17 protein-coding genes and 1 pseudogene are annotated in these 23,181 nt (G+C 58.5%); 8 read left to right on the plus strand and 10 right to left on the minus strand.

What is annotated here, in order from left to right; genetic code table 11:
- Positions 1-17: 17 nt before the first annotated feature.
- Positions 18-623 carry a response regulator transcription factor gene (locus CAG02_RS23700; protein WP_085711350.1) on the plus strand — a complete coding sequence of 202 codons (606 nt, stop codon included), beginning with the start codon at positions 18-20 and terminating at the stop codon, positions 621-623.
- A gap of 12 nt (positions 624-635) precedes the next feature.
- On the opposite strand, the gene CAG02_RS23705 is transcribed toward CAG02_RS23700, so the two are convergent.
- Complete coding sequence (locus CAG02_RS23705) at positions 636-911, minus strand: DUF2798 domain-containing protein (protein WP_085711351.1); 276 nt, start codon at positions 909-911, stop codon at positions 636-638.
- A gap of 130 nt (positions 912-1,041) precedes the next feature.
- Between CAG02_RS23705 and CAG02_RS23710 the strand changes: the two genes are divergently transcribed.
- Positions 1,042-1,965 carry a LysR family transcriptional regulator gene (locus tag CAG02_RS23710; protein WP_085711352.1) on the plus strand — a complete coding sequence of 308 codons (924 nt, stop codon included), beginning with the start codon at positions 1,042-1,044 and terminating at the stop codon, positions 1,963-1,965.
- A gap of 3 nt (positions 1,966-1,968) precedes the next feature.
- On the opposite strand, the gene CAG02_RS23715 is transcribed toward CAG02_RS23710, so the two are convergent.
- Positions 1,969-2,967 carry a bile acid:sodium symporter family protein gene (locus tag CAG02_RS23715; protein ID WP_085711353.1) on the minus strand — a complete coding sequence of 333 codons (999 nt, stop codon included), beginning with the start codon at positions 2,965-2,967 and terminating at the stop codon, positions 1,969-1,971.
- A gap of 84 nt (positions 2,968-3,051) precedes the next feature.
- On the opposite strand from CAG02_RS23715, the gene CAG02_RS23720 reads away from it, so the two are divergent.
- Both CAG02_RS23720 and CAG02_RS23725 read left to right on the plus strand, forming a co-directional pair.
- The gene (locus CAG02_RS23720) at positions 3,052-3,840 is read left to right on the plus strand and encodes a helix-turn-helix domain-containing protein (RefSeq protein ID WP_085711354.1); all 789 of its coding nucleotides are present in this window, start codon (positions 3,052-3,054) and stop codon (positions 3,838-3,840) included.
- Between the two features lie 138 nt (positions 3,841-3,978).
- Complete coding sequence (locus CAG02_RS23725; RefSeq protein WP_085711355.1) at positions 3,979-5,691, plus strand: amidase; 1,713 nt, start codon at positions 3,979-3,981, stop codon at positions 5,689-5,691.
- Positions 5,692-5,729: 38 nt separating this feature from the next.
- On the opposite strand, the gene CAG02_RS23730 is transcribed toward CAG02_RS23725, so the two are convergent.
- Positions 5,730-6,713: a Dyp-type peroxidase gene (locus CAG02_RS23730; protein ID WP_371856513.1), complete on the minus strand. Its 984-nt coding sequence runs from the start codon at positions 6,711-6,713 to the stop codon at positions 5,730-5,732.
- 158 nt (positions 6,714-6,871) lie between these two features.
- On the opposite strand from CAG02_RS23730, the gene CAG02_RS23735 reads away from it, so the two are divergent.
- Positions 6,872-7,861 (plus strand): TerC family protein, encoded by a 990-nt coding sequence (locus CAG02_RS23735; RefSeq protein WP_085711356.1) that lies wholly within the window; start codon positions 6,872-6,874, stop codon positions 7,859-7,861.
- Between the two features lie 5 nt (positions 7,862-7,866).
- A pseudogene (locus CAG02_RS30095) lies at positions 7,867-7,956 on the plus strand (metal ABC transporter ATP-binding protein); the annotation flags it as partial.
- 13 nt (positions 7,957-7,969) lie between these two features.
- Here CAG02_RS30095 and CAG02_RS23740 read toward each other — a convergent pair.
- Both CAG02_RS23740 and CAG02_RS23745 read right to left on the minus strand, forming a co-directional pair.
- On the minus strand, positions 7,970-9,070 hold the full coding sequence (locus tag CAG02_RS23740) for a polyamine ABC transporter substrate-binding protein (protein WP_085711357.1): 1,101 nt from the start codon (positions 9,068-9,070) through the stop codon (positions 7,970-7,972).
- 253 nt (positions 9,071-9,323) lie between these two features.
- Positions 9,324-10,730, minus strand: coding sequence for a cytosine permease (locus tag CAG02_RS23745; protein ID WP_085711358.1), 1,407 nt, complete (start codon positions 10,728-10,730; stop codon positions 9,324-9,326).
- A 322-nt stretch (positions 10,731-11,052) separates the two neighbouring features.
- On the opposite strand from CAG02_RS23745, the gene CAG02_RS23750 reads away from it, so the two are divergent.
- Together CAG02_RS23750 and CAG02_RS23755 are read left to right on the plus strand one after the other, a co-directional pair.
- The gene (locus CAG02_RS23750; RefSeq protein WP_085711359.1) at positions 11,053-11,538 is read left to right on the plus strand and encodes a flavin reductase family protein; all 486 of its coding nucleotides are present in this window, start codon (positions 11,053-11,055) and stop codon (positions 11,536-11,538) included.
- A gap of 67 nt (positions 11,539-11,605) precedes the next feature.
- The gene (locus CAG02_RS23755; RefSeq protein ID WP_085711360.1) at positions 11,606-12,649 is read left to right on the plus strand and encodes an LLM class flavin-dependent oxidoreductase; all 1,044 of its coding nucleotides are present in this window, start codon (positions 11,606-11,608) and stop codon (positions 12,647-12,649) included.
- Between the two features lie 59 nt (positions 12,650-12,708).
- Here CAG02_RS23755 and CAG02_RS23760 read toward each other — a convergent pair whose 3' ends face one another.
- From CAG02_RS23760 to CAG02_RS23780, 5 genes are all read right to left on the minus strand, one after another.
- Positions 12,709-13,185 carry a hypothetical protein gene (locus CAG02_RS23760; protein ID WP_256576912.1) on the minus strand — a complete coding sequence of 159 codons (477 nt, stop codon included), beginning with the start codon at positions 13,183-13,185 and terminating at the stop codon, positions 12,709-12,711.
- A 30-nt stretch (positions 13,186-13,215) separates the two neighbouring features.
- The gene (locus tag CAG02_RS23765; RefSeq protein ID WP_085711361.1) at positions 13,216-13,545 is read right to left on the minus strand and encodes a hypothetical protein; all 330 of its coding nucleotides are present in this window, start codon (positions 13,543-13,545) and stop codon (positions 13,216-13,218) included.
- Between the two features lie 286 nt (positions 13,546-13,831).
- Positions 13,832-14,254, minus strand: a complete 423-nt coding sequence (locus CAG02_RS23770) for a hypothetical protein (protein ID WP_085711362.1) — start codon at positions 14,252-14,254, stop codon at positions 13,832-13,834.
- 444 nt (positions 14,255-14,698) lie between these two features.
- Positions 14,699-15,160, minus strand: a complete 462-nt coding sequence (locus CAG02_RS23775) for a DUF2247 family protein (RefSeq protein WP_085741059.1) — start codon at positions 15,158-15,160, stop codon at positions 14,699-14,701.
- 10 nt (positions 15,161-15,170) lie between these two features.
- Positions 15,171-23,171: a DUF637 domain-containing protein gene (locus CAG02_RS23780; RefSeq protein WP_256576913.1), complete on the minus strand. Its 8,001-nt coding sequence runs from the start codon at positions 23,169-23,171 to the stop codon at positions 15,171-15,173.
- Between the last annotated feature and the right edge of the window lie 10 nt (positions 23,172-23,181).

Here is a 23,181-nt window from a genome sequence, read left to right on the forward strand (position 1 = left end):
CCAGGGAGGGTTGTGCCATGACATGCCGAATCATCATAGCCGACGATCATCCGCTGTTTCGCGAAGCGATGTTGCGCACGGTAAGTCGTCTGTTGCCTGGGGCGCAGATCGAAGAAGCCGGCGATCTGGAGGCGGTGCTCGCCCTGCTGCCTTCCGGCGATGAGCCCGACACCTTGATCCTCGACCTGCGCTTCCCCGGCCTGACTTGCGTCAGCCAGCTCGGCGAACTGCGCCGGCGCCTGCCGCGCACCACGCTGATCGTGGTGTCGATGGTCGATGACGAGGCGCTGATCGGCGAAGTCATGGCGGCGGGCATCGACGGTTTCATCGGCAAGAACATCGCCCCCGACGAGATCGGCGAGGCCATCCTGGCGATCCGCGAAGGCGAAGTGCTGGTGAAGTTCGCCCCGTCGGGCCTGCTTCCGCTGGAAACCGGCGCCGCCCTCACCCCGCGTCAGCAGGATGTGCTGCGACTGATTGCCCAAGGCAAGACCAACAAGGAAATCGCCCGTGAACTGGATATTTCCCCGTTCACGGTGCGGATTCATGTGTCGTCGTTGTTGCGGGCATTGAATGTGCCGTCGAGGGCGGCGGCAGCGGTGAAATATTCCGGGGCGATGTAGCTTGTTCCTGCGTCAGCGGTGCGGGTGCACCGTCAGCGCCACCAGTTTCACCACGATTGGCCGGACCACCAGAATGCACAAAAACGCCACGGGCATTGCCAGTTTGTAGGCGTGCAGTGCATTGCTAAGGTAGTCCGACTCAATGCCGGAGTTCGCTGCGGTGATCACCAGTGACATCAGGAACGCCATGATGGTCGCCATGTACAACGCGAACACGTATGGCGTGGCACGGGCAGACAGCTTGCGCGGGCTGAGTGCGGCAGTGGTTGAGGGGAGTCTCTGATTCATGTCGGTCCTTGTTGTTTGAAATGCTCGGGCGTCGAGCACCCTAACAACCCGACCATCCGGAAACTAGACGGATCATCGTGAGGACTTTATAAACAAAATCTTATGAGTATTCAGTGACCAGGATCCGCACATGAATCTGCTGGGTGCAATCGATTGCTTTATCAAAGTCGTTGAGGCGGGATCGATCGTCGGCGCCGCAAAAGTCCTCGGGGTCAGCGCTGCCGCCGTCAGCCAGACGCTCAACCGCCTGGAGGCTCACCTCGACACACGCCTGCTGCAACGCACCACCCGCAGCATGGCGCTGACCGAAAGTGGCTCGGTTTACTTCGAGAAAGTGAAACGTATCGCGCTCGATCTTGAGTCCGCGCAGAGCGCCATCAGCCACCCCCAGACGCAACTTCAAGGCCACTTGAGCATCGCCTCCACCGCCGGATTCGGACGCCACGTACTGGCGCCGGTCATTGCCGGTTTCGCCGAGCGCTACCCGCAACTGACGCTCGAGCTCTCGACCACCGACCGCAAGATCAATCACCTGCATGAAGGTATCGACCTGAGCCTGCGCATCGAGCCGCAACTGGAGGATGGCATCATCGCGCGCAAAGTCGCGACAGTGCCATTCGTGATTTGCGCCAGCCCCGGTTATCTGCAAAGGGCCGGTTACCCGGCTACCCCGGAAGATCTTCCGCAGCACGCCTGCCTTGCGTTCCGTTACCCGCTGGACGGGCGCTTCCTGCGCTGGTGGTTCATCCGCGACGGTCAGCGCTTCGAAGCACCGATCAATGCAACCGCGATCAGCGACGACATCGATGCCCTGGCGCAGATGACGGCTCATGGCGCGGGCATTGCGCGACTGGCCGAATTCGTTGCCGCACCCTACCTGGAAAGCGGTGAACTCGTCCGGCTGCTTGAGCCCGGCGACGGATCAAACCTTGCCGTCACTGCCCCTCTCGAAATCTACGCCTGCGTGCAGGAGCGCGCCGCCATGACCCCCAAGGTCAAGGCATTTACGGACTATCTGTTTGAGCATCTGCAAACACAATGGCCCGTTCGCTGATTGTCAAGGATCAACCTGCGCCATCAGTTCCTGCACCGACTCCTGGCGTTTCGCATAACGCTGCGCCAGCACCGCGCAGACCATCAACTGGATCTGGTGGAACAGCATCAGCGGCAGAATCAGCACACCGATGGTGCTACCTGCAAACAACACCTGCGCCATCGGCACACCGGTGGCCAGGCTCTTTTTCGAGCCGCAGAACAGGATGGTGATGCGGTCTTCCAGGTTGAAGCCGAACAACTTGCCCAGCAGCGTCGACGCCAGCAGCACCAGCCCCAACAGGATGCAGCAGGCCACCACCAACCCCAGCAGGTCGATCACCGGAATCTGGTGCCAGATGCCTTCGTTGACGGCTTCACTGAACGCGCCGTAGACCACCAGCAGAATCGAACCCTGATCGACGAATTTCAGCCAGTTCTTGTTGCGACCGACCCAGGCGCCGATCCAGCGACGGGCGATCTGACCGGCGATGAACGGCAGCAGCAGTTGCACGCTGATTTTCAGGATCGCGTCGACGGTCGAACCGCCGTCGCCATGCACGTTCAGCAACAACGTCACCAGCAACGGTGTGAGAAAGATCCCAAACAGGCTGGACGCCGCCGCACTGCAGATTGCCGCCGGAATATTGCCCCGGGCCAGCGACGTGAAGGCAATCGCCGACTGCACCGTGGCCGGCAATGCGCAGAGGTAAAGCATGCCCATGTACAGGTTGTCACCGATCATCGGCGACAACACCGGTTTGAGCGCCAGCCCCAGCAGCGGGAACAGGACAAACGTCAGGCCGAACACCAGCAGATGCAGGCGCCAGTGACCGGCGCCGGCGATGATCGATTCGCGGGAAAGCTTGGCGCCGTGCAGGAAAAACAGCAGCGCAATCGCAATGTTGGTCAGCCAGCCGAAGCCGACCGCGACCTGGCCGCTGGCGGGCAGGAAGCTGGCGAGCAGCACCACGGCGACCAGGGTCAGGGTGAAGTTGTCGGGCAAGAATCTTGGGCGCGTCATGGTTTGTTCATCCGGGGGTTGCCAGTACGTGGAAGCGACTCTAACGTGACTGGAAATTACCGACTAACGCCGAAGAGCCGCAAGATGCCGCCAAAAGGACACGACAAGAGCGTCAGACGCAGCATTCCCGGGCTGCCGAGCCTGCCGCGTCCGTTGTACGGGCGCACCGAATCGCTGCCCAATCGCGCTCTGACCCGTCGCCACAGTCATCCGTGGGTGCAATTGTCTTACGCAATCCAGGGCGTGCTCGAAGTGCAGACCGCCGCCGGTCGTTTCGTCGCGCCGCCAGAGCGGGCCGTTTGGATTCCGGCGGGGGTGCCCCATCGGGTATTCAGTTCGCCGCACACGGAAATGCGCAGCCTGTACATCGATTGCAGCGTGGCGGGTTGGGCGCTGGAACGTTGTCATGTGCTCGGCGTCAGCGATCTTCTGCGGGAGCTGATCCGGGCCTTCAGTCAGATTCCTGTCGAGTATGACCAGAGCGGCCCTCATGGACGCCTGGCACAGGTGATCCTCGATCAATTGGCCGAAGCCCCGCAAATCGACCTGATGCTGCCACTGCCTCAGGACATCCGTTTGCGACAGATCTACCAAAGTCTCGAGCAACATCCGGAACAGCAGACCACACTCAGTCACTGGAGCGAAAAGTTCGGCGTGACCGAGAAAACCCTGAGTCGGCTGTTTCTGCGCGATACCGGCCTGACCTTTCGTGCATGGCGCCAGCGCTTGCGCTTGCTGGGCGCGCTGACACCGCTGGAGCGTGGCGAACGGGTCACCGAAGTGGCTCTGGCCTGCGGTTATGATTCGACATCGGCGTTCATCGCAGCCTTTCGTCAGCAGTTTGGTGAGACGCCCGGAGAATTTTTTCGCTGATTTTTGTCGATATTTATCGAATTAGGACATGCCAATCGACAAACTTCAGGGTAGAGTTTCGCCCATCAAGAATGATTGACACGTTTCGACGATAACAATGATCAACCACCCTTTAGCGAACCTGTCGGCGGTAACAGCATGATCGAAGTCACTGAAGTCTCCATTGCTCAACTGCGCTCGGCGCTCGAATCCGGCCAGACCACCGCGGTTGAACTGGTTCAGGCCTATCTGGCGCGTATCGATGCCTATGACGGCCCGCAAACCGCCACCGCCCTGAACGCGGTGATCGTGCGCAACCCCGAGGCCCTGAAGGAAGCCGAGGCGTCCGATGCCCGCCGAGCCAAGGGCGAAACCCTCGGTCCGCTGGACGGCATCCCCTACACCGCCAAGGACAGCTATCTGGTCAAAGGCCTGACCGCTGCGTCCGGCAGCCCGGCGTTCGCCGATCTGGTGGCCCAGCGTGATGCGTTCACCATCGAGCGCCTGCGCGCCGGCGGCGCGATCTGCCTGGGCAAGACCAACATGCCGCCGATGGCCAATGGCGGGATGCAGCGTGGCGTCTACGGCCGCGCTGAAAGTCCTTACAACGCTGCTTATCTGACTGCGCCGTTTGCTTCCGGCTCGTCGAACGGTGCCGGCACCGCCACTGCTGCCAGCTTCTCTGCATTCGGTCTGGCGGAAGAGACCTGGTCGAGCGGTCGTGGCCCGGCGTCGAACAACGGCCTGTGCGCCTACACGCCGTCGCGCGGGGTGATCTCGGTGCGCGGCAACTGGCCGCTGACGCCGACCATGGACGTGGTGGTGCCATACGCACGGACCATGGCCGATCTGCTGGAAGTGCTCGACGTAGTCGTCGCCGAAGACACCGACACCCGTGGCGACCTGTGGCGCCTGCAACCCTGGGTGCCGATCCCGAGCGTCGCCTCGGTGCGCCCTGCTTCCTACCTTGATCTGGCGGTGAAAAGTGATGCTCTGGCTGGCAAACGCCTGGGCGTGCCGCGCATGTACATCAACGCCGACCCTGAGGCCGGTACCAGCGACGAGCCGGGCATCGGCGGCCCGACCGGGCAGCGCATCAACACCCGCGCCTCGGTGATCGACCTGTGGAAACAGGCCCGCCAGGCCCTCGAAGCCGCCGGCGCGGAAGTCATCGAAGTGGATTTCCCGCTGGTCTCCAATTGCGAAGGCGACCGTCCGGGCGCGCCGACCGTATTTAATCGCGGCATCGTTTCCAAAGAATTCATGCACCACGAATTGTGGGACCTGTCGGCATGGGCCTTCGATGACTTCCTGCGCGCCAACGGCGACCCGAAACTCAATCAACTGGCAAACGTCGACGGGCCGAAAATCTTCCCGCACGACCCGGGCACCCTGCCCAACCGTGAAGGCGACCTCGCCGCCGGGATGGATGAGTACGTGCGCATGGCCGAACGCGGTATCACGCCGTGGGATCAGATCCCGACCCTGCCGGACGGTCTGCGCGGTCTGGAGAAGACCCGCAAGCTCGACCTCGAAGACTGGATGGATCGCCTCGGCCTCGACGCCGTGCTGTTCCCGACCAACGCCGACGTGGGCCCGGCGGATGCCGACGTCAACCCGGCCTCGGCGGACATCGCCTGGAGCAACGGCATCTGGGTCGCCAACGGCAACCTCGCGATCCGCCACCTCGGCGTGCCGACCGTCACCGTGCCGATGGGCGTGATGGCCGACATCGGTATGCCGGTGGGGCTGACGTTTGCCGGTCGCGCCTATGACGATTCGACGTTGCTGCGTCTGGCAGCGGCGTTCGAAGCGACCGGGTCGAAACGACTGGTGCCGCCGCGTACGCCGGCACTGGCGGCAGGCAAGTAAATGCAAAACGGCGGGATCAATTGATCCCGCCGTTTTTTTTATCGCTCTGCCAACTCTTCCAGCAAATCCGCCGAAGGCACAAAGAACAGACTGCCGGTGACTGCCGTGCTGAAGTCCAGCAATCGGTCGTAATTGCCGGGCGGCTTTCCGACGAACATGTTTTCCAGCATCTGCTCCAGCGGCTCGGGCGAACGTGCGTAACCGATGAAATAAGTGCCGAACTCGCCTGCGCCGGGCCGACCGAACGGCATGTTGTCGCGCAGGATCTTCACTTCCTCGCCGTCCTTGGTGATGGTCGTCAGCGCGCTGTGGGAATTGCTCGGCTTGACCGCGTCGTCCAGCTCGATATCGGACAGCTTGGTGCGCCCGATCACCCGTTCCTGCGCTTCAACCGGCAATTCGTTCCACGCCTTCATGTTGTGCAGATACTTCTGCACCAACACATAACTGCCGCCGCTGAACGTCTGATCTTCATCGCCTACGAGGGTGAAATGCTCGGCTTTGCGGCCGACCGGATTCTCCGTGCCGTCGACAAAACCGATGATGCTGCGCATGTCGAAATAGCGGAAACCCTGTACTTCGTCGGTCACCGTCACGGCACCGTCCAGTGCCGACATCAACTGCGTCGCCAGCTCGAAACACAGGTCCATCTGATCGGCACGGATGTGCAAAAGCAAATCGCCAGGCGTGGAAACGGCGCGCCGCCCTTCTACACCGAATTCGCGAAAGTCATGCAGCGACGCCGGTCGCGGACTGCCGAACAGACGATCCCAGGCGCTGGAAGAAAACCCGCAGACGCAGGACAGGTTGCCCGAGGGCACGCGCTTGCCGACCGAACGCGTCAGGCCTGCGATATCGGCGCACCAACCACGGACTGTTTCAGCCGCCTCGGCTTCGGCGTTGAGGGTCGCCACGATGAAGATCGCAGCGCTGGTGATCGGGCTGCAGACGGCTTGAGGATCTGGCGTGTCGATGATCGTCGCTCCTGGCGTGGTGGACTGGCTCGACAGCGAGGTTAGCAAAGAAGTGTTGATGAAGTATTACCCGTGCGCTGCACGTGGCGATCGACACTTCGTTATTCACGAACAATACCCACGAAATAAACGATTTTTCTTCGTCGGAATTCTCCTACTAGCATGGCCCCGTCTACCCCGAAAAACATAAAGACAGGGAGAACGACATGCACCCCATCAACATCGGCGAACCCTGGATGTGGGCCGCCTTCATCGTTTTTGTCCTCGCCATGCTGGCCGTTGACCTGTTTGTCTTCGGCGGGCGCAAGGCGCATCGGGTCTCGGTGCGCGAGGCCTCATCCTGGGTGATAGCGTGGTGCATGCTCGCGCTGGCCTTCGCCGGGCTGCTCTGGTGGTATCTGAACGGTGAATTCGGCCCCGAGATCGCCCAGCGCAAGACCCTGGAATTCCTCACCGGTTATCTGATCGAGCAGTCGCTGTCGATCGACAACATGTTCGTGTTCGTGATGATTTTCGGCTACTTCGCCGTGCCGCCGGAGTTGCAGCGCCGTGTGCTGCTTTACGGCGTGCTCGGGGCGATCGTGATGCGCGCGGCGATGATCTTTGCCGGCGTGTGGCTGGTGTCGCAGTTCACCTGGCTGCTGTATGTGTTCGGCGTGTTCCTGATCATCACCGGGATCAAAATGCTGGTGTTCGCCGAACAGCAACCGGACCTCGATAACAATCCGCTTCTGCGCTGGGTGCGCGGGCATCTGCGGATCACAAATGGCTTTCATGGCGAGCGTTTTTTCGTGCTGCAGAACGGCGTGCGCTGGGCCACGCCGATGTTTCTGGTGCTGGTGCTGATCGAGGCCAGCGACCTGATGTTCGCGGTCGACAGCATCCCGGCAATTTTCGCGGTGACGACCGATCCGTTCATCATTTTCACCTCGAACATCTTCGCGATCATGGGCCTGCGGGCGTTGTACTTTCTGCTGGCGGACATGGCCGATCGCTTTCATCTGCTCAAGTACGGACTGGCGCTGGTGCTGGTGTTCATCGGCGGGAAGATGACGGCGATGCCGTGGTTTCACATGCCGGTGGAGTGGTCGCTGGCGATTGTCGGCGGGCTGATTCTGGCGTCGGTGTTGCTCAGTCTGGTGCTGACGAAGGACAAGTCGCCCGAGAGCGAAACGCAGGAAGGTCAGGCGAAGTAAAATTTGTGGGAGCGAGCTTGCTCGCGAAGGCGTCAAGTCAACCAACTAATTTGTTGAATGACACGACGCTATCGCGAGCAAGCTCGCTCCCACAGTAATTGTGGACTGCTACTTATCCGATTTGATGCTGGTCCACACCCGCGTCCGCACCCGCTCCAGTTTCTGCGGCAATGGCTGCACCACATACAGCGTCTTGAGCGCCTCGCTGGTCGGCGTCAGATTCGGGTTGCCGGTGATCTCCTTGTTGATCAGCGGCAGCGAGTCCTTGTTGGCATTCGGGTAGCCGAGGAAGTCGCTGATCGAGGCAATGACCTTCGGATCGAGCAGGTTGTTGAGGAACTCGTGGGCCTCTTCAACGTTCTTCGCGCTCTTCGGAATGGCGAAGGTGTCGAACCAGATCGGCGCGCCCTCCTTCGGCAGGCGCCAGTCGACCACCACGCCGTTTTTCGCCTCTTTGGCGCGGTTGCCGAACTGGTAGAAGCTGCCGGAATAACCGATGGCCACGCAGATGTCACCGTTGGCGATATCGGTCATATACTTGGCTGAGTTGAAATAGGTGACATAGGGGCGAACCTTGAGCATCAGGTCCTTGGCTTTCTCATAGTCGGCCGGGTTCTGGCTGTTTGGATCGAGACCGAGATAATGCAGGGCCAGCGGGAGGATTTCCGACGGCGAATCAAGCATCGCCACGCCGCAGGATTTGAGTTTTTCCATGTTCTCCGGTTTGAACACCAGATCCCAGCTGTCCACCGGCGCATTCTCGCCCAGCGCAGCCTTGACCTTGGCCGGGTTGAAACCGATCAGCACCGTGCCGACCATGTAGGGCACGCCGTACTGATTGCCGGGGTCGTTGGAATCGAGCAGCTTGAGCAGCGCCGGGTCCTGGTGACTCCAGTTCGGCAATTTGGACTTGTCGAGTTTCTGGAACACGCCGGCCTTGATTTGCGTATCGAGGAACTGGTTCGACGGCACCACCAGGTCGTAGCCGGAGTTGCCGGTCAACAGCTTGGCTTCGAGGGATTCGTTGGTATCGAAGGTGTCCCAGGTCACTTTGATGTTGCTTTTGGCGGCGAAGTCCTTGGGCACCGACGGCAGGATGTAATCCGCCCAGTTGTATACCCGCAGTTCGCGCTGTTCGGCCTGGACGGCGCCGGCCAGCAGCGTCAGCCCGAAAACAGTAGCGCCCAGAATGCGTTTCATCGTGACCATGTTGTGTTTCCCCGAATGCAGCGTGAGTCGATGGTTTTTATGTTCTGTACACGGCAGCGGCTGTCAGGTCAGCCAAGGGCAAGGAAGGTGCAGCGTCTTGTTGTGGCTTCGATTCTTGCCGACAAGCGCACAAGACGCACAGTAGCCGATTGGCCAAAAGGGGATCGATATGGCCAATTTGAGTGACCGTCAGAATACTGAAACGACAATGCCCGGCGAGTGGCCGGGCATTGTTTGAACAGACGGCGAACGGTCAGTCAGTAAAACCCAACTTTGCCGCCCCGCTCTTCTGCGTCTGCCCGCGTGTCGCCAGGCAGTAATACAACGGGCATGTCACGATCAGGCCGACCAGCCACGACAGGTCCGCACCGTCCACCAGGTTGGCGTAGGGGCCGACGTACAACGAAGTGTTGGCAAACGGCAACTGCACGATGATGCCGATGAAATAGGCAATGATCGCGTGCAGATTGAAGCGCCCGTAGATCCCGCCATCGGCACGGAAGATCGAGGCGATGTCATAGCTGCCACGCTTGATCAAGTAGAAGTCGATCAGGTTGATCGACGCCCACGGCACCAACACCAGCAGCAGCGCCAGAATCAGGCCGATGAACTCGGAAATGAAATCCGCCGAAGCCCCCAGCGCCACCACGCAGCAGCCCGTCAGCACGACGCTCGACAGAATCACTCGCACCTTGATGCTCGGTGTCCACTGGCTGGCGAAGGTCTGGATCGAGGTGATGATCGACAGCACCGCGCCATACAGATTCAGCGCGTTGTGGCTGATGATGTTGAGCAAAAACAGCACCATCAGAATCGGCCCCAGCCAACCGGTGGACTGCTTGACCGCCGCCATCGCCTCGGTGCCCTCGGGTGTCGCCAGCACCGCCACCGCACCGAAGGTGAACGACAGAATCGTGCCCAGCGTGGCGCCCAGGTAAGTCGCGATAAATGGCTTGCTGATACCGATGTCCGCCGGCAGGTAACGGGAGTAGTCGGACACGTACGGCGAGAAACTGATCTGCCAGATGATCCCCAGCGACACCGTCGCCAGCCACCCGGACAAATTGAAGCTGCCACGGGTAAAGAAGTCCGCCGGCAAGTCATGGGCAAAGATGTAGATGAAGCCGGCCAGCAACGCGCTGCCCATCACCCAGGTGCCGATGCGGTTCAGTGTGTGGATGAAGTTGTAGCCGATCACGCCGATGGCCGTAGCACTGAGGGCGCCGATCAGAATGCTCAATGGCGCCGGCACCGACGGCGCTATGCCGACGATGGATTTGCCCGCGAGCACGATGTTGGAAATGAAGAAACCGATGTAGATGATCGCCGCGAAGAACACGATCAGCAGCGCACCATAACGCCCGAACTGGCCACGACTCTGCACCATCTGCGGAATCCCCATGCGCGGGCCTTGCGCCGACGCCAGGGCAATCACCACCCCGCCGATCATGTGCCCCAGCGCAATCGCCAGCAGCCCCCAGAACAGGTCGAGATGAAACACCTGAACCACCATGGCGCCGGTGACGATGGGCAGTGGCGCAATGTTGGTGCTGAACCAAAGGGTGAAAAGGTCGCGGGCCTTCCCGTGGCGTTCCGCGAGTGGGACGTAGTCGACCGTGTGATTCTCGATCAACGGATCTTGCCGGGACATCTGGGACATATATGAACTCGATTGGGTCTGTTCTTATCGTTGTATGAAGCCAAACCGGGGACGTTCTTGGTCGCCCCTCAGATGAACACCATATTATGGTATTCCAACATTTTCACAAGACTGATCCGCTGTTTGCGGCGGCAACTGATCCGGCATCCTCCCCGATAGCCAGGCTTTACGGCTAGACGAAAGCCCCGTAAATGTTGAGTTTCCGACGAATGCACCACGTTTATCGTTTCACCAAAAAAGCGCTTGCAATCGATGTATTACGGTATACCATCAGACCCACAAACGAATAAAAACACGCTTCACCGCACTCGAGGATTGACCAATGATCGATGCTGCCGTCTACAAACAAGTCATGGGCTCGTTCCCGTCCGGCGTCACCGTCATCACCACGATTGATGACGACGGCCAGATCGTCGGCCTCACCGCCAGCGCATTCAGTTCGCTGTCGATGGACCCGGCCTTGGTGCTGTTCTGCCCCAACTACAGCTCCGACTCCTATCCCGTCCTGATCAAGAACAAACGTTTTGCCATTCACGTGTTGTCCGGCGGACAGCAGAGCGAAGCCTATGCGTTCGCCCGCAAAGGCAAAGACAAGGCGCAGGGCATCGAGTGGACACTGAGCGAACTGGGTAACCCGATCCTGGCCAACGCGACAGCTATCATCGAATGTGAGCTGTGGCGCGAATACGAAGGCGGCGACCACGCGATCATGGTCGGCGCGGTGAAAAACCTCATCGTCCCTCAGCAGGACACCGGCCCCCTGGTGTATTGCCACGGCAAGATGGGCGCCCTGCCCGCCTTCGCCTGATCCGCACAATTGCATTTAAACAGGCCTGCAAGCGACCGGCCGACCACAAGAAATTCGAGGTAGCGTCATGAAATTTTCCCTGTTCGTACACATGGAACGCTGGGACGAAAGCGTCAGCCACCGTCAACTGTTCGAAGACCTGACCGAACTGACGTTGATGGCCGAGGCCGGCGGTTTCAGCACCGTGTGGATCGGCGAACACCACGCCATGGAATACACCATCTCGCCGAGCCCGATGCCGCTGCTGGCCTACCTCGCCGCCAAAACCACCACCATTCACCTCGGCGCCGGCACCATCATCGCGCCGTTCTGGCACCCGCTGCGGGTCGCCGGCGAATGCGCCCTGCTCGACGTGATCAGCAACGGCCGGATGGAAGTCGGCCTGGCCCGTGGTGCCTATCAGGTGGAATTCGACCGCATGGCCGGCGGCATGCCTGCTTCAAGTGGCGGCCAGGCGCTGCGGGAAATGGTCCCGGTGGTGCGCGCCCTGTGGCAAGGCGACTACGCCCACAATGGCGAAATCTGGAAATTCCCCACCTCCACCAGCGTGCCGAAACCGATTCAGCAGCCCAACCCGCCAATGTGGATCGCCGCCCGCGACCCGGACTCTCACAACTTCGCCGTGGCCAACGGCTGCAACGTGATGGTCACGCCGTTGATGAAGGGCGACGAAGAAGTCCTCGACCTGAAAAACAAATTCCAGACCGCGCTGGACAACAATCCCGAAGTGCCGCGTCCGCAATTGATGGTGCTGCGTCATACCCACGTGCACTCAGTGGATGACCCGGAAGGCTGGAAGGTCGGCGCCAAGGCGATTTCACGTTTCTACCGCACCTTCGATGCGTGGTTCGGCAACAAGGAAGTACCGGTGAACGGCTTCCTCGCCCCGAGCCCTGAAGAGAAATTTGCCGGACGTCCGGAGTTTGAGCTGGAGAGCCTGCACAAGACCGCGATGATCGGCACGCCGGAAGAGATCATTCCACGGATCAAGTACTACCAGGAACTGGGGGTGGATGAGTTTAGTTTCTGGTGTGATAACAGCTTGCCGCATGCGGAGAAGAAGAAGTCGCTGGAGTTGTTTATCAAGCATGTGGTGCCGGCGTTTAGATAAGTCTGCTGCCCGATATATGAAAACGCCCCGAGTTGTTCGGGGCGTTTTCATTTGGGGATTCAAGGCAACGATGGCTCTGTCGGATCAGGCAGAAAGAAGCGCGCTGTCAGCCAGCATGTTGCCATTGCCGTGACGAACAGTACGACCATTCCGAACATCTCATCGGAAAAGGTCGCTCCCTTAACGTCCGATACAACGGCCAGGACAAACGGCGTTACCCATAAAGTCGCCAACGCGGCGCCTGTCAGTGCAATCACTGAGCAGGCTCGGTTCGTCCGTTTGACCTTCATCAGTGCAATCACCATCGCGAACACCAAAAACGGTACAAGAAATACCACCTCGGCGAGCAAGGGACCGAGGAACGGCATCAACATCAACTCCCCTCCCACGACCTCACCCATCAGCCGTGGATTCATGGCCAGATGGAAGATCGTTGCAAGGGTCTTGATGATGCTTGCGATAAACCCTGGAACCAGTGGACAGAGAAGAAAGGCCAGAAACACTTTCAGACGCGGGTATTTTTTCACTTCACTCACCGTCTGGATCCTTTCGAACGATTGGTTCCGTCACTGGCTTGCGTCCTGGTCGAAAATTTCTTTTCGTCGATAAACAACTCGGTCAGTTTGCGCAGGCACCGGGAGTTCGCCAGCGCCCAATAAAACCACCCAATTACACTTCAAGCAGGAGTCCTGATAAGCGGCGTATTGACACACTATGTCCTCCACTTCTTCAGCGTCCTCCTCGCTATCCTCCTCAAGATAAAACTTGATCAACCATCCATGTTCATCTCGAGATAAAACCACCATCCTGAAGTTTGGAGTGATTGCACCCAGCATTGCTTGAACAAGCATCAAAACCTGGAAATTCCAGTCTTTCAGATCCGCCAGATCTTTCATGTTTTATTCCAGTAGGGGTTGATAGGGACAACGCTTGGTTTTCTTGCCCCCTTAAAAATAAAGACATTGGTCGGCTAGTTATCATAACCAGCGCCCTTATTCACATCAATCCCGGTCACGCCTTTATATTTGACAATCGGGAACCCGTTAGGATTTCCCCCTAGAATCTCGACTTTCTCAGCGTAAAAGAACGAAAGGGGACAGATTTATAAAATAACGAAAGGGGACAGATTTATTAATTAAAATAAATCCACCCCCTTTTCGACTCAGTACAACTTAGTTAGCTTTACTGCAGTGAAAGCTCTTCAGATAGCGAAACATCTTCTGCAATGACATGCAAGCTCAAATTCTCCGAAAGAAACTGAATACTAAAGTGCTTAATCCGACCGCTTTCAAAACTTACACCTCCCAGACTCAACAAGTCTGAGCGTCTAAACTCGGTCAAAGCCCCTAGCGCAAATTCACTTGCATCACCTGCAAACTGAAAAAAATCAATCGCCGGAAATGGTAGCTTTAGGAAATGACTTACATTTTTAAACCGCAACTTCCGCCTCACCAACAAGGTTTCGTCAGCACCCGCCCCTGCGCGCTCATAGCTTATATCTACAATGACATCCAGCTCTGCAGAATAAAAACACACCTTCGACTCACCAAAGCCTGGCAGCCAATCGTAGGGGTTGAGTATTTGTATTGGATTACCAATTTTCATCTTCTCACCGACTTCAATGTCTCCGCGCCCGGTTTTCCTGCGCCAATAGCGTCTTCAATGTGCGGCGCCGACTCAAGAACAAAAGGGGACAGATTTATTAAATCAAATAAATCTGTCCCCTTTTCATTTATACTCATCAGGAGAAATATTCCATAAAGGATGACATTCGTAATCGGGCATCAATTTTATGAATTTCACTTAATTCTCCATCCTAGATTCGCGCCAACTACAAACCAATCACTGAATCAAATAAATCCGCCTCCTTTTCTTAAAAACATAAAAAACCCAATCAAGACAAGAATCAAAGAGGTTCATTATTACGCCGACAGCGTCAGTAAAAAAGGGGACGAATTTATTAAATCAAATAAATCCGTCCCCTTTTCTCAATTTTTCAAATCAAATAAATCCGTCCCCTTTTCTCTTTAACTTGCCTTTAACTTTTGATCAACCAGCGTCAACCAGCTCTTTCTCAAGCTGTTGAACGACCTCTGACATCACAATTAATGGATCCTTTGTACCTAAAGAGTAAATACTACAAAACCTCATATCCTCAGGATAATCAAACTCCGCGTACAACTCTTGAAGCCTTGCGATTTTCGCCTCATCCGAAAGCTCTGCATTGGAAAGGCTCAAGAGATAAGCAAGCCGCCATCTTTTCAGCACCGTTTCTTCATCAAGGTCGCTGCCGGCTAGTTTTAGCAACGCTACCTTTATTTCATCTTCCCCCACATAGCGAGCACTCACCAACTCCTCTAAAGCATCGTTTTCCGATCCTTTACCTGAAAAATATTGATCATTTGCGAAAGCGATTACCTCTGGACTGTTCACCCAACCTCGCTGAAACCCAATAAAAATCGCGAGCCAGGATAGAAATCCAAGATCTTTCATTACCTGTTTCACATCCATTTTTATCACTCTATCTCTTGGGCACCTGATTAGGATAACCCGTCACCGTACCGCCGCCAATAAACCGTCTATGCGTCACATTTCCACCGTCCAGAATCCATTCAAAAACACCCGGTCTGCCGTTGAGACTCCCTTCGACCTGATTCAGTTCGGACGTCCTCAAAATCACGCCCCCGGCCCCTTTAGTCGGTATAGAAAATTTGCTCGCATAGGATGCATAGTTGTCAATTATGTTATTGAAACCGTGATCAGCATCCTGTTTATTAGCACTGCCCGTACGCTGAACGCCGATAATTGAATTTTCTACAGGCCTTACCACGGGCGCATTAACAGCAGGAACTTTAATCCCAAGTCCTGCCATCCCAGGACTAAGGCCCGGATCAATTTTCAACGTCAAATCACCAACCGCTTCTTGCTCCTGAAGCGGAATATGCTCTCCAAGCGTATGCCTTAGTTCTTCATCAACCTCCTGAATCCCGTGACCTTGCAATTGGTCCAGGTGGGAGTGCCCCTCACCCTGGTGGTTGTACTCCGTCGCGTTTTTAGCAATATCTGAACCTAATGAAAGGTTCCCACCCACTGCCGCTGCGCCAATCAATCCAGTCAGTTGAGAAAGTGTTTTCTCCAGTTCCGCGTTTCCGCCTGCGATTCCGGAAATCGCGTTGATTGCCGCTTCGTTCAGCCCCGCCGCTGCCGCTCCGGTCGCAAAATCGCCACCCATGACCTGCGATAGCAAGCCGCCCATCAGCGCATGAGCAAAGACTTTCTCGACGCCTCCCTCAGGGAATCTGATGGTGTTGGCACCCACCCAATCGAACCCGGTCGCCATGCCAACGTTGCCCGCCTCACCTAGAAGCGCGTTACCGAAATTACTCCCGAAGCTGCCACCTCCGGTAACCGACGAAATGCTACTGGTTATAACCGCTCGTCCAGTAGTCCGAATCGCAACATCGGTAAAGTTGGAGCTGGTGAGAATGTTCGCGTTCTTGACGCCTCCCGCGGCTGCGTCGAACCAGTGCTTGTCCCCGTAATCGAGCACGCCCGCCGTAATACCGGCAATAGCGGCGTTCTTTAGGCTGTCTGCACTGAAAGTTTCCTTGAACGCGGCACCCAGGTTGCCCTTGTTGCTGATGGTGCTGGTCACAGCCGTGGTCGCCAGACTGGTGGCAATTGCACCAGTGGCGCCTCCGCTCACCAACGCCAACCCACCTGGCCCCATGACAAACGACATCATGATCGCAATGGCGATTTGTGCTGCCGGCCCGACCCCCGAGTTGTCATATTTGAACGACTCGTGAATCTCCTTCACCAACCGCCAATCAACATCCCCCCGCGCCTCGGCATCCTTCAACCACGCCAATTGCGGATCCGCCTTGACCATTGCATCAATGGTCTGGCCGACGGTTTGCTGGTTCACATCCTTGATATCAATCTTCAGCCCATCAACCGCCTTCAACACAATGTTGCCTTTGGCAATCATCTGGGTCTGGCGCAGGGTTTCGTCGGTGTTGCCGCGGCCCTTGGCCGATACCCACGCGGCGTTGTTGTTGGTTTTGGTGTGGCTCTCGTCATGCAGATCCTTCACCCCTTCAAAGGTGATGGAGCCGCCGCTGTCCAGGATGATGTCCTTGCCGCTGTCGAGCTTGGCTACCTGGTAGTGCTGGTCGCCTTTGCTGACCAGCGAGAGGTTGCCGCCGGTCTTGATCTCGGTGCCGACGTGGGTGATCTGGGTGACTTCGTCGCGCTGCAGTTTCAGGTTGCCGAAACCGCCCTTCTCCTTCATGTCGTAGAGGGTGTAGTCCTTGTTCTGCGCGGCCAGCAGGTTCAGGTCGTTGCCGGCATAGACATAGGCTTCATTGCCTGCGCTGATCTTGCTCGCCACCAGCGTCGTGTCGCGACCGGAGCTGGTCTTGACGTCACCACCGGCGATGAACTCGGCGGCTTTCTGGACGGTGTGATTGTCTTCTTCGTGGACGCGTTTCTTGCCGTCTTTGCTGTGGGTTTCGACGTTGTGTTCGTCACCCGCCGAGGACAGGTAGATGTCGCGCTTGGCGTCGGCGGTCAGGTTGCCCTTGGCCTCGGCGGTGCTGGCCACGACGTTGAGATCCCGGCCAGCATCGAGTTTCAGGTTACCGCCGCTTTTCACGCTGGAACCGAGGTTTTCCACGGTGGTGGTGATGACTGAACGATGGCCGCCCTCGAACGATTCGTGCAGTTCGCTTTCGTTGCGCGTCGCCAACAGGTTGATGTCGCGGGTGGCGCTCAGGGTGGCGTCGCCGCCGCTGCTGATGGACGAGGAGTTGACGAGGTCGTTGCCCGACTTGATGGTCAGCGTGTCGCGTGCGCTGATGTTGCCGCCATCGTCCACCAGGGTGCGCATGCCGTGACCGTCGCGTACGGCGACGGCGGTGCGATCGTTGACGATGTCGCCCTTGAGGCTGGTGAGGCTGACCTGATTGCCGCGAATTTCACCGGCCAACGCATTGCGGATGCTGTCGGTGGCCATGAGCGTGATGCGCTCGTTGGCTTCGACCAGGCCGCCCTGATAGAGGCTGCCTTTGACGTCGACGGACAGATCCTTGGTCGCCTGCAACGTGCCGACGTTGACCAGATCATTGCCCGCGATCAGTTCCAGGTCGCGCCCTTGAATCAGACTGCCGCCGCGCACGTTGCGTGATTCGGCCTGGGCCAGATAGAGCACCGGCACCAGCACTTTCTGGCCGTCGACGATGCGCTCTTCCATCCACACGATGTCGTGGGTCAGTGCCGCCACTTGCTCGGACGTCAGGCTCACGCCCACGGACAGGTTCAGCTCATTCTTGCTGGCGAGCGCGTTATCCATCAGATAACGGTACTGCTCGTAGTCATTGTTCAGGCCACCGGCGAGGAAGCGCTGGCCGGTCTGGGCCATCACTGCATCGCTGATCAGTCGCGTCTCGTAGCGGCCATCGCCGAGGCGGCGAGCCGCTTCATCGGCGCTGAAACTGAGTTTGCCCAGCAGGTAATCGGAACTCATGAACGGCGCGGACTGGGTCAGCTCCGGGTTGGTTTCGATCAGGTAATGGCTCTGCGGATTCGAGCTCTGCACGAACAGGCCGTAGGGGCCTTTCGGCAGGCGGAATGTCGAGGAGGCCGTCGGATCGACCGCGGCAAACGGCACGCCCTTGAAATCGACAGGAACGAAGCTGATCTGCTTCACGCCATCGGCGTCGACGCGCTCGATTCGGGTGACGTCTTTCGGCGCCTGGGCGCTGGCGTCGGTGCTGTGTTTGCCAAGGTTGATGGTGACGCCGCCGACGGCGGTTGTCTGATCGCTGGACAGTTTGCCGGTCAGCTGGTCGTAAGTGTTGTCGTAGAGGGTGCCGTTCTGGATGCTGTGAGCAACGTCCAGTTTGACCTTGCCTCCGGCCTGAAGCACCGACGAGTAGACTTTTTCAGGGGTATCTCCCGTCGTGGTGACATCACTTGTCTGCAAAAATCGTTCATCACTCGAACGACTGACCAACTCGTTGAAACGTTCCTCATCAAAGTGACCCGCCGCAGTCGCTGCGTTGAACGCCGGGATGTCGATGAACTCCATCTGGTCCCAGAGGCTGTTGTCGATGTGCGCCGGGGTGCCGATCTTCACTATCCGCTGGCCCGAGCGGGACATTGCGCCCTGGTTCAGCAGGCTGTCGGCCGTCACGGTCAGATCGCCGTTCGCCGCCAGCAGGCTGTAGCGGTTTTCGACGTTATTGGCATGAAGAGTGAGGTTCTTGCCGGCGACAAACCGCGCCGCCCGCGAGTCTTTCAGGACTTTGTCACTGAACTCGGTGGTAATCGTGATGTAGCCACGCTTCCAGCCATCGCCGCCGCCGCAATGCTGGGCGCAGACCCAGCTCAGGCTGCCGGACGATGGCCCCGAAGCGATTTCGAATTCGGCCTTGGCGTTTTCAAACGAAACGGCGTTGATGTCGATATCACCTTCGCCTTCGAGGGTGCCCGACAGGTTACTGAACGACGCCGCCCGACCTCCGCCCACGGCGTCGAACGTCAGCTTGCCGCGGCTGTAAATATCGCCATAGAAATTGCTCAGGCTGTTGCCGTGCAACTCCATGGTGCCGCCGCTGAACAACAGCGTGTCGGGGCCGTTGCTGATGCCATTGGTGGCGTTGAACAGCAGGTTGCCTTGAGCGCCCAGCGTGCCTTTGTTGTCGATCCGTGCAGCGGAGACCGTGAGGTTCTGGTTGGCAATCAGTCGGCCCAGGTTGTCGAGAGTGCCGCGCAGCGTCAGCTCGGTGTCACCCCCGCTGACCAGGCGACCGTCCTGCTGAATCAGGTCGTTGGCGCCGATAACGAGTTTCTGTTTGGCGGACACGCGCCCGCTGTTGATCAGGTTGCCGCCGAGATTCAGCGTCAGATCGCCGTCAGTAGCCAGTTCACCGGCGTTATTCAGACTGGCGACGTTGAGCTTGAGCGCCGAAGCACTGGCGATGCGATCCCCGACATTGAGGTTCAAATCCTGCGCGCTGGTATAGGTCAGGCCACCGTTCAGTTGCCAGGTGCCCACGCCATTGACCGACGCGATATCCCAGACGCCGTTGCCCAGACCGGTGAGGCTGCCTTGAGAGCCGGTCAGGTTGGTCAGATCCAGATCGAACAACCCTTTTGCAGCGTGACGAACATTGCCGCTGAGGTTGTTGAGCTGGGCCCCGGCCAGTTCCAGATCCTCGCTGCCGATCTCGATGACGCCGTTCTGGTTGTACAGGTTGCCGTTCAGCTTGATCTTGCTGGAGGCGCCGCCCAGTGCGCGGATCTGCCCGCCGGCGCTGTTGTTCAATTGGCCGCTGATGAGTTGCAGATCGGTTGCCGATTCGATCAGGCCGCCCTGATTGAGCACCTGGCTGACCGCTTCGAATGCCAGTCGATTGCCGCTGATCTCTCCGCCGGCGTTATCCAGGCTGGAACCATCGAAAATCACTTGATCTTTGCCGAAGAGCTTGCCGGCATGGTTGGTCAGGCGTGTCACCGTCAGTTTCAAGTCACCCAGCAGGCTGGAAATCAATCCGGCCTTGCCATCGACTGCGCTGTTGTCGAGATCGGCGCTGGTGATGTTCAGGGTGTCGGCCTGTAGCGTACCGCCCTGGTTCTGCAGGCTGCCGGCGCCCAGTGCGAGTTCTGCGTGGCTGCCATTGGCGAGGATCGCACCCTGCTGGTTCAGCAGGGTGTTGCCAACGATTTTCAGGCCATCGCTGCCGGCAATGATCTGGCCCGCATTGCGGTTGTCGATGGACGTACTGGCGATGTCCAGACGTTTGCCGCGCAATGTGCCGCCGCGGTTGTCGAGTTCGACCAGTTGCTCGAGCAGCAGATGTTGCTCACCGGCGTCGACTACACCCGTGACGTTTTTGAACACGCCGGCGATGTTCAGCGCAATGTCACCGCCCGTGCCGACGATGCCGCCCTTGTCGCTGTTATTCAGTTGTGTTGCGGTGACTTCGATGGTTTTGCCGAGCAGGACACCGGCACTGTTGTCGACAGTGTCGCTTTCAATGTAGAGGTCGGCGTCGCTCTGGATCCGGCCCTTTTGATTGAGCAGTTGCGACTGGCCGGCAACAGCGTGCTTAAGGATCAACCGGGCACCGTCGACGCCCGCCGCCAGAAGACCACCCTCGCCGTTATCCAGGCTGGCGGCTTGCAGGTTGATTCGATCGCCAATCACTCGCCCGCCACGGTTGTCGATATGGCCATCGCGAGCGACCACCAGCAATTGTTGCGCGGCTACCACGCCTTTGCGGTTGTCGATACTGCCGGCCTGTACGTCCACGTCACCCTGGCTGGCTTGGAGTCGACCCAAGGCATTGTTCAGGTGCTTGTTGACCACCAGCGTGAGCTGGCCGGTTTCGGCGCTGATTGCGCCTTTGTCGTTGCTGGTGAGATTGTCCAGCGTCGCATCGACGACACCGCCGAGCAGTTGGCCATTGGTGTTATCCAGATCGCGGGCGGTCAGGTTCAGGGTCGTGTTGCCCTGAATCAGGCCCTGGGTGTTGTCCAGGTCTTCACTGGCCAGCACGCTGTCATCGGATGAAATCGTGCCCTGGGTATTGTCGAGTTTGCCGCGACTGGTGACCTCGAGGGTTTTGCCGGTCAGGCTGGCATTGCGGTTGTCGATGCTCTGGGCCGTGACGCTCAATCGATCGGAGGCCTGAATCTTGCCATCGTGATTGGCGAGGTCCTGATCCAGTGTCAGGTCAACCTTGCCGTTTTCGGCACTGATGACTCCCTTGCCGCTGTTATCCAGCCGGGTGCCGGTGACCCGGATCGAATCGGCCGCCAATGTGCCGCCCTGATTGAGCAACTCGGCGCCCGACACAACGAGGTCGGTCTTTGCCTGGATCTTGCCTTTGCCATTGTTCAGACGTTCATGGGCGACGACCTTGGTTTCGCCCAGGCTGGCAGCGATCAGGCCGCCAGCGTTGTCGAGTTGTCGGGTATCGAGATCCAGGCGTCCGGCAATGATTTTGCCGTCGTCGTTTTGCAGCGCCCGAGCATTGAGCTTCAAACGGCCGCCGGCGATTTCGATTCGGCCCTTGCGGTTGTCCAGACTGTCAACGGAGAGCGTTGCCGCCTGGCCGTCGGCGAAACGGATCAAACCACTGAGGTTGACGATTGCCGGGACATTGAAGGCCAGACTGGTCTCGCCGTAAATCCGTGCGTCAGCCCCTTGGTTGACCAGGCGAGTAGCGCCCAGCGCGACGGTTTTGGCCTGGACGATACCGTTCTGGTTATCGAACAAACCTGCGGCACTGACGCTCAGGGAGCGACTGGCCAACAGGCTGCCACGGTTGCTCACCGCGCCGCTGTTGATGGCAACGTCACCATTGCCATTACGGCTGTTGTCCGCGTTCACCCCGGCTTCGATCACGCCGGCATTGGTCAGCGTGCCGCCGCTGGTGAGGCGCACGGCGTCGCGGGCGGCGAGGCTCTGCTGGTTCACCAGATCCTGCGCAGTCTGCACCGCGAGTTGCGTACCGGCGTAAACCGCCTGTTGGGCTTCAAGACTGCTGGCCTTGATGTCGATCGCATTGCTGGCCGTGGCCTTGACCATTGTCAGCTGGCCATTGGCGTCGATCTGGATATCCCCGGCGCTGGCCGCCAGTTCGCCTGCCAGTTTCACGCCGACACCCGCCTCGGTGCCCACCAGTTTGATCGCGCCGGCATACATCCCGCCGAGTGCCGATGAGTCGATCGCCAGTTGCGGTTTGGCGCTGCCGTCGTCGGCCCGTGCAGTGGCGTTGAGCGTTTCGGCGTCTACATCGTTGCGACCGGTGGTGATGTTCAGGCGCTTGGCATGGATCTGCGCGTTGATTTGCGCACTGCGGGTGATGATTTCAAAGCTGTCGACAGCACTGGCGTCCAGACCTTTGCCGTCGATGGAAACGCTGCCCTGATCGACCTGGAAACGATCCAGACGTCCCGCACCATCCAGCACCGGTTTGCCGGTGGTCAGGGTCACGCGTGGTGTATTGATGAAGCCGCACCCGTTACAGCTGATGCCATACGGGTTGGCGACGATCACCCGCGCCGACTGCCCTGCCACTTCGGTGTAACCGCGCAACTGGCTCGGACTGCCGCCGTTGACTTCGTTGAGGATGGTTTGCGCAGCCGCTGCGCGCAGGTTCGGGTTGCCGAGAATGATCCCGCCCATCTGCGTCAGTTGGGTGCGACCGGTCGCGTTGTTGAGGATGACGCCTTGAGCGTCCACGTTGTAATCGTGGAACTGGTTGTGCGACAGCCCCGCGCCGTTGGGCGTGGCGATGTTGATGATCGGTACGCCGTTGCCGGCCCGGTCGAGCGTGGTGCCGGGGGCACTGACCACGATTCCGTCCGCTTGCGCCCACATTGGCTGCCAGAACATGACGTTGGCCAGCAGGAATGCCAGGCCGCGTTTGGGCATGCCCCAGAAGTGATCGCGTTTTTCATAGGCAGCAGAAGGCTGCCTGGCCAGAAAGGCCAAGTGGCGAATGTTCATATCAAAAACT

The organism is Pseudomonas sp. R43(2017), from assembly GCF_002112345.1.
GTDB classification, from domain to species: Bacteria; Pseudomonadota; Gammaproteobacteria; order Pseudomonadales; family Pseudomonadaceae; genus Aquipseudomonas; species Aquipseudomonas kribbensis.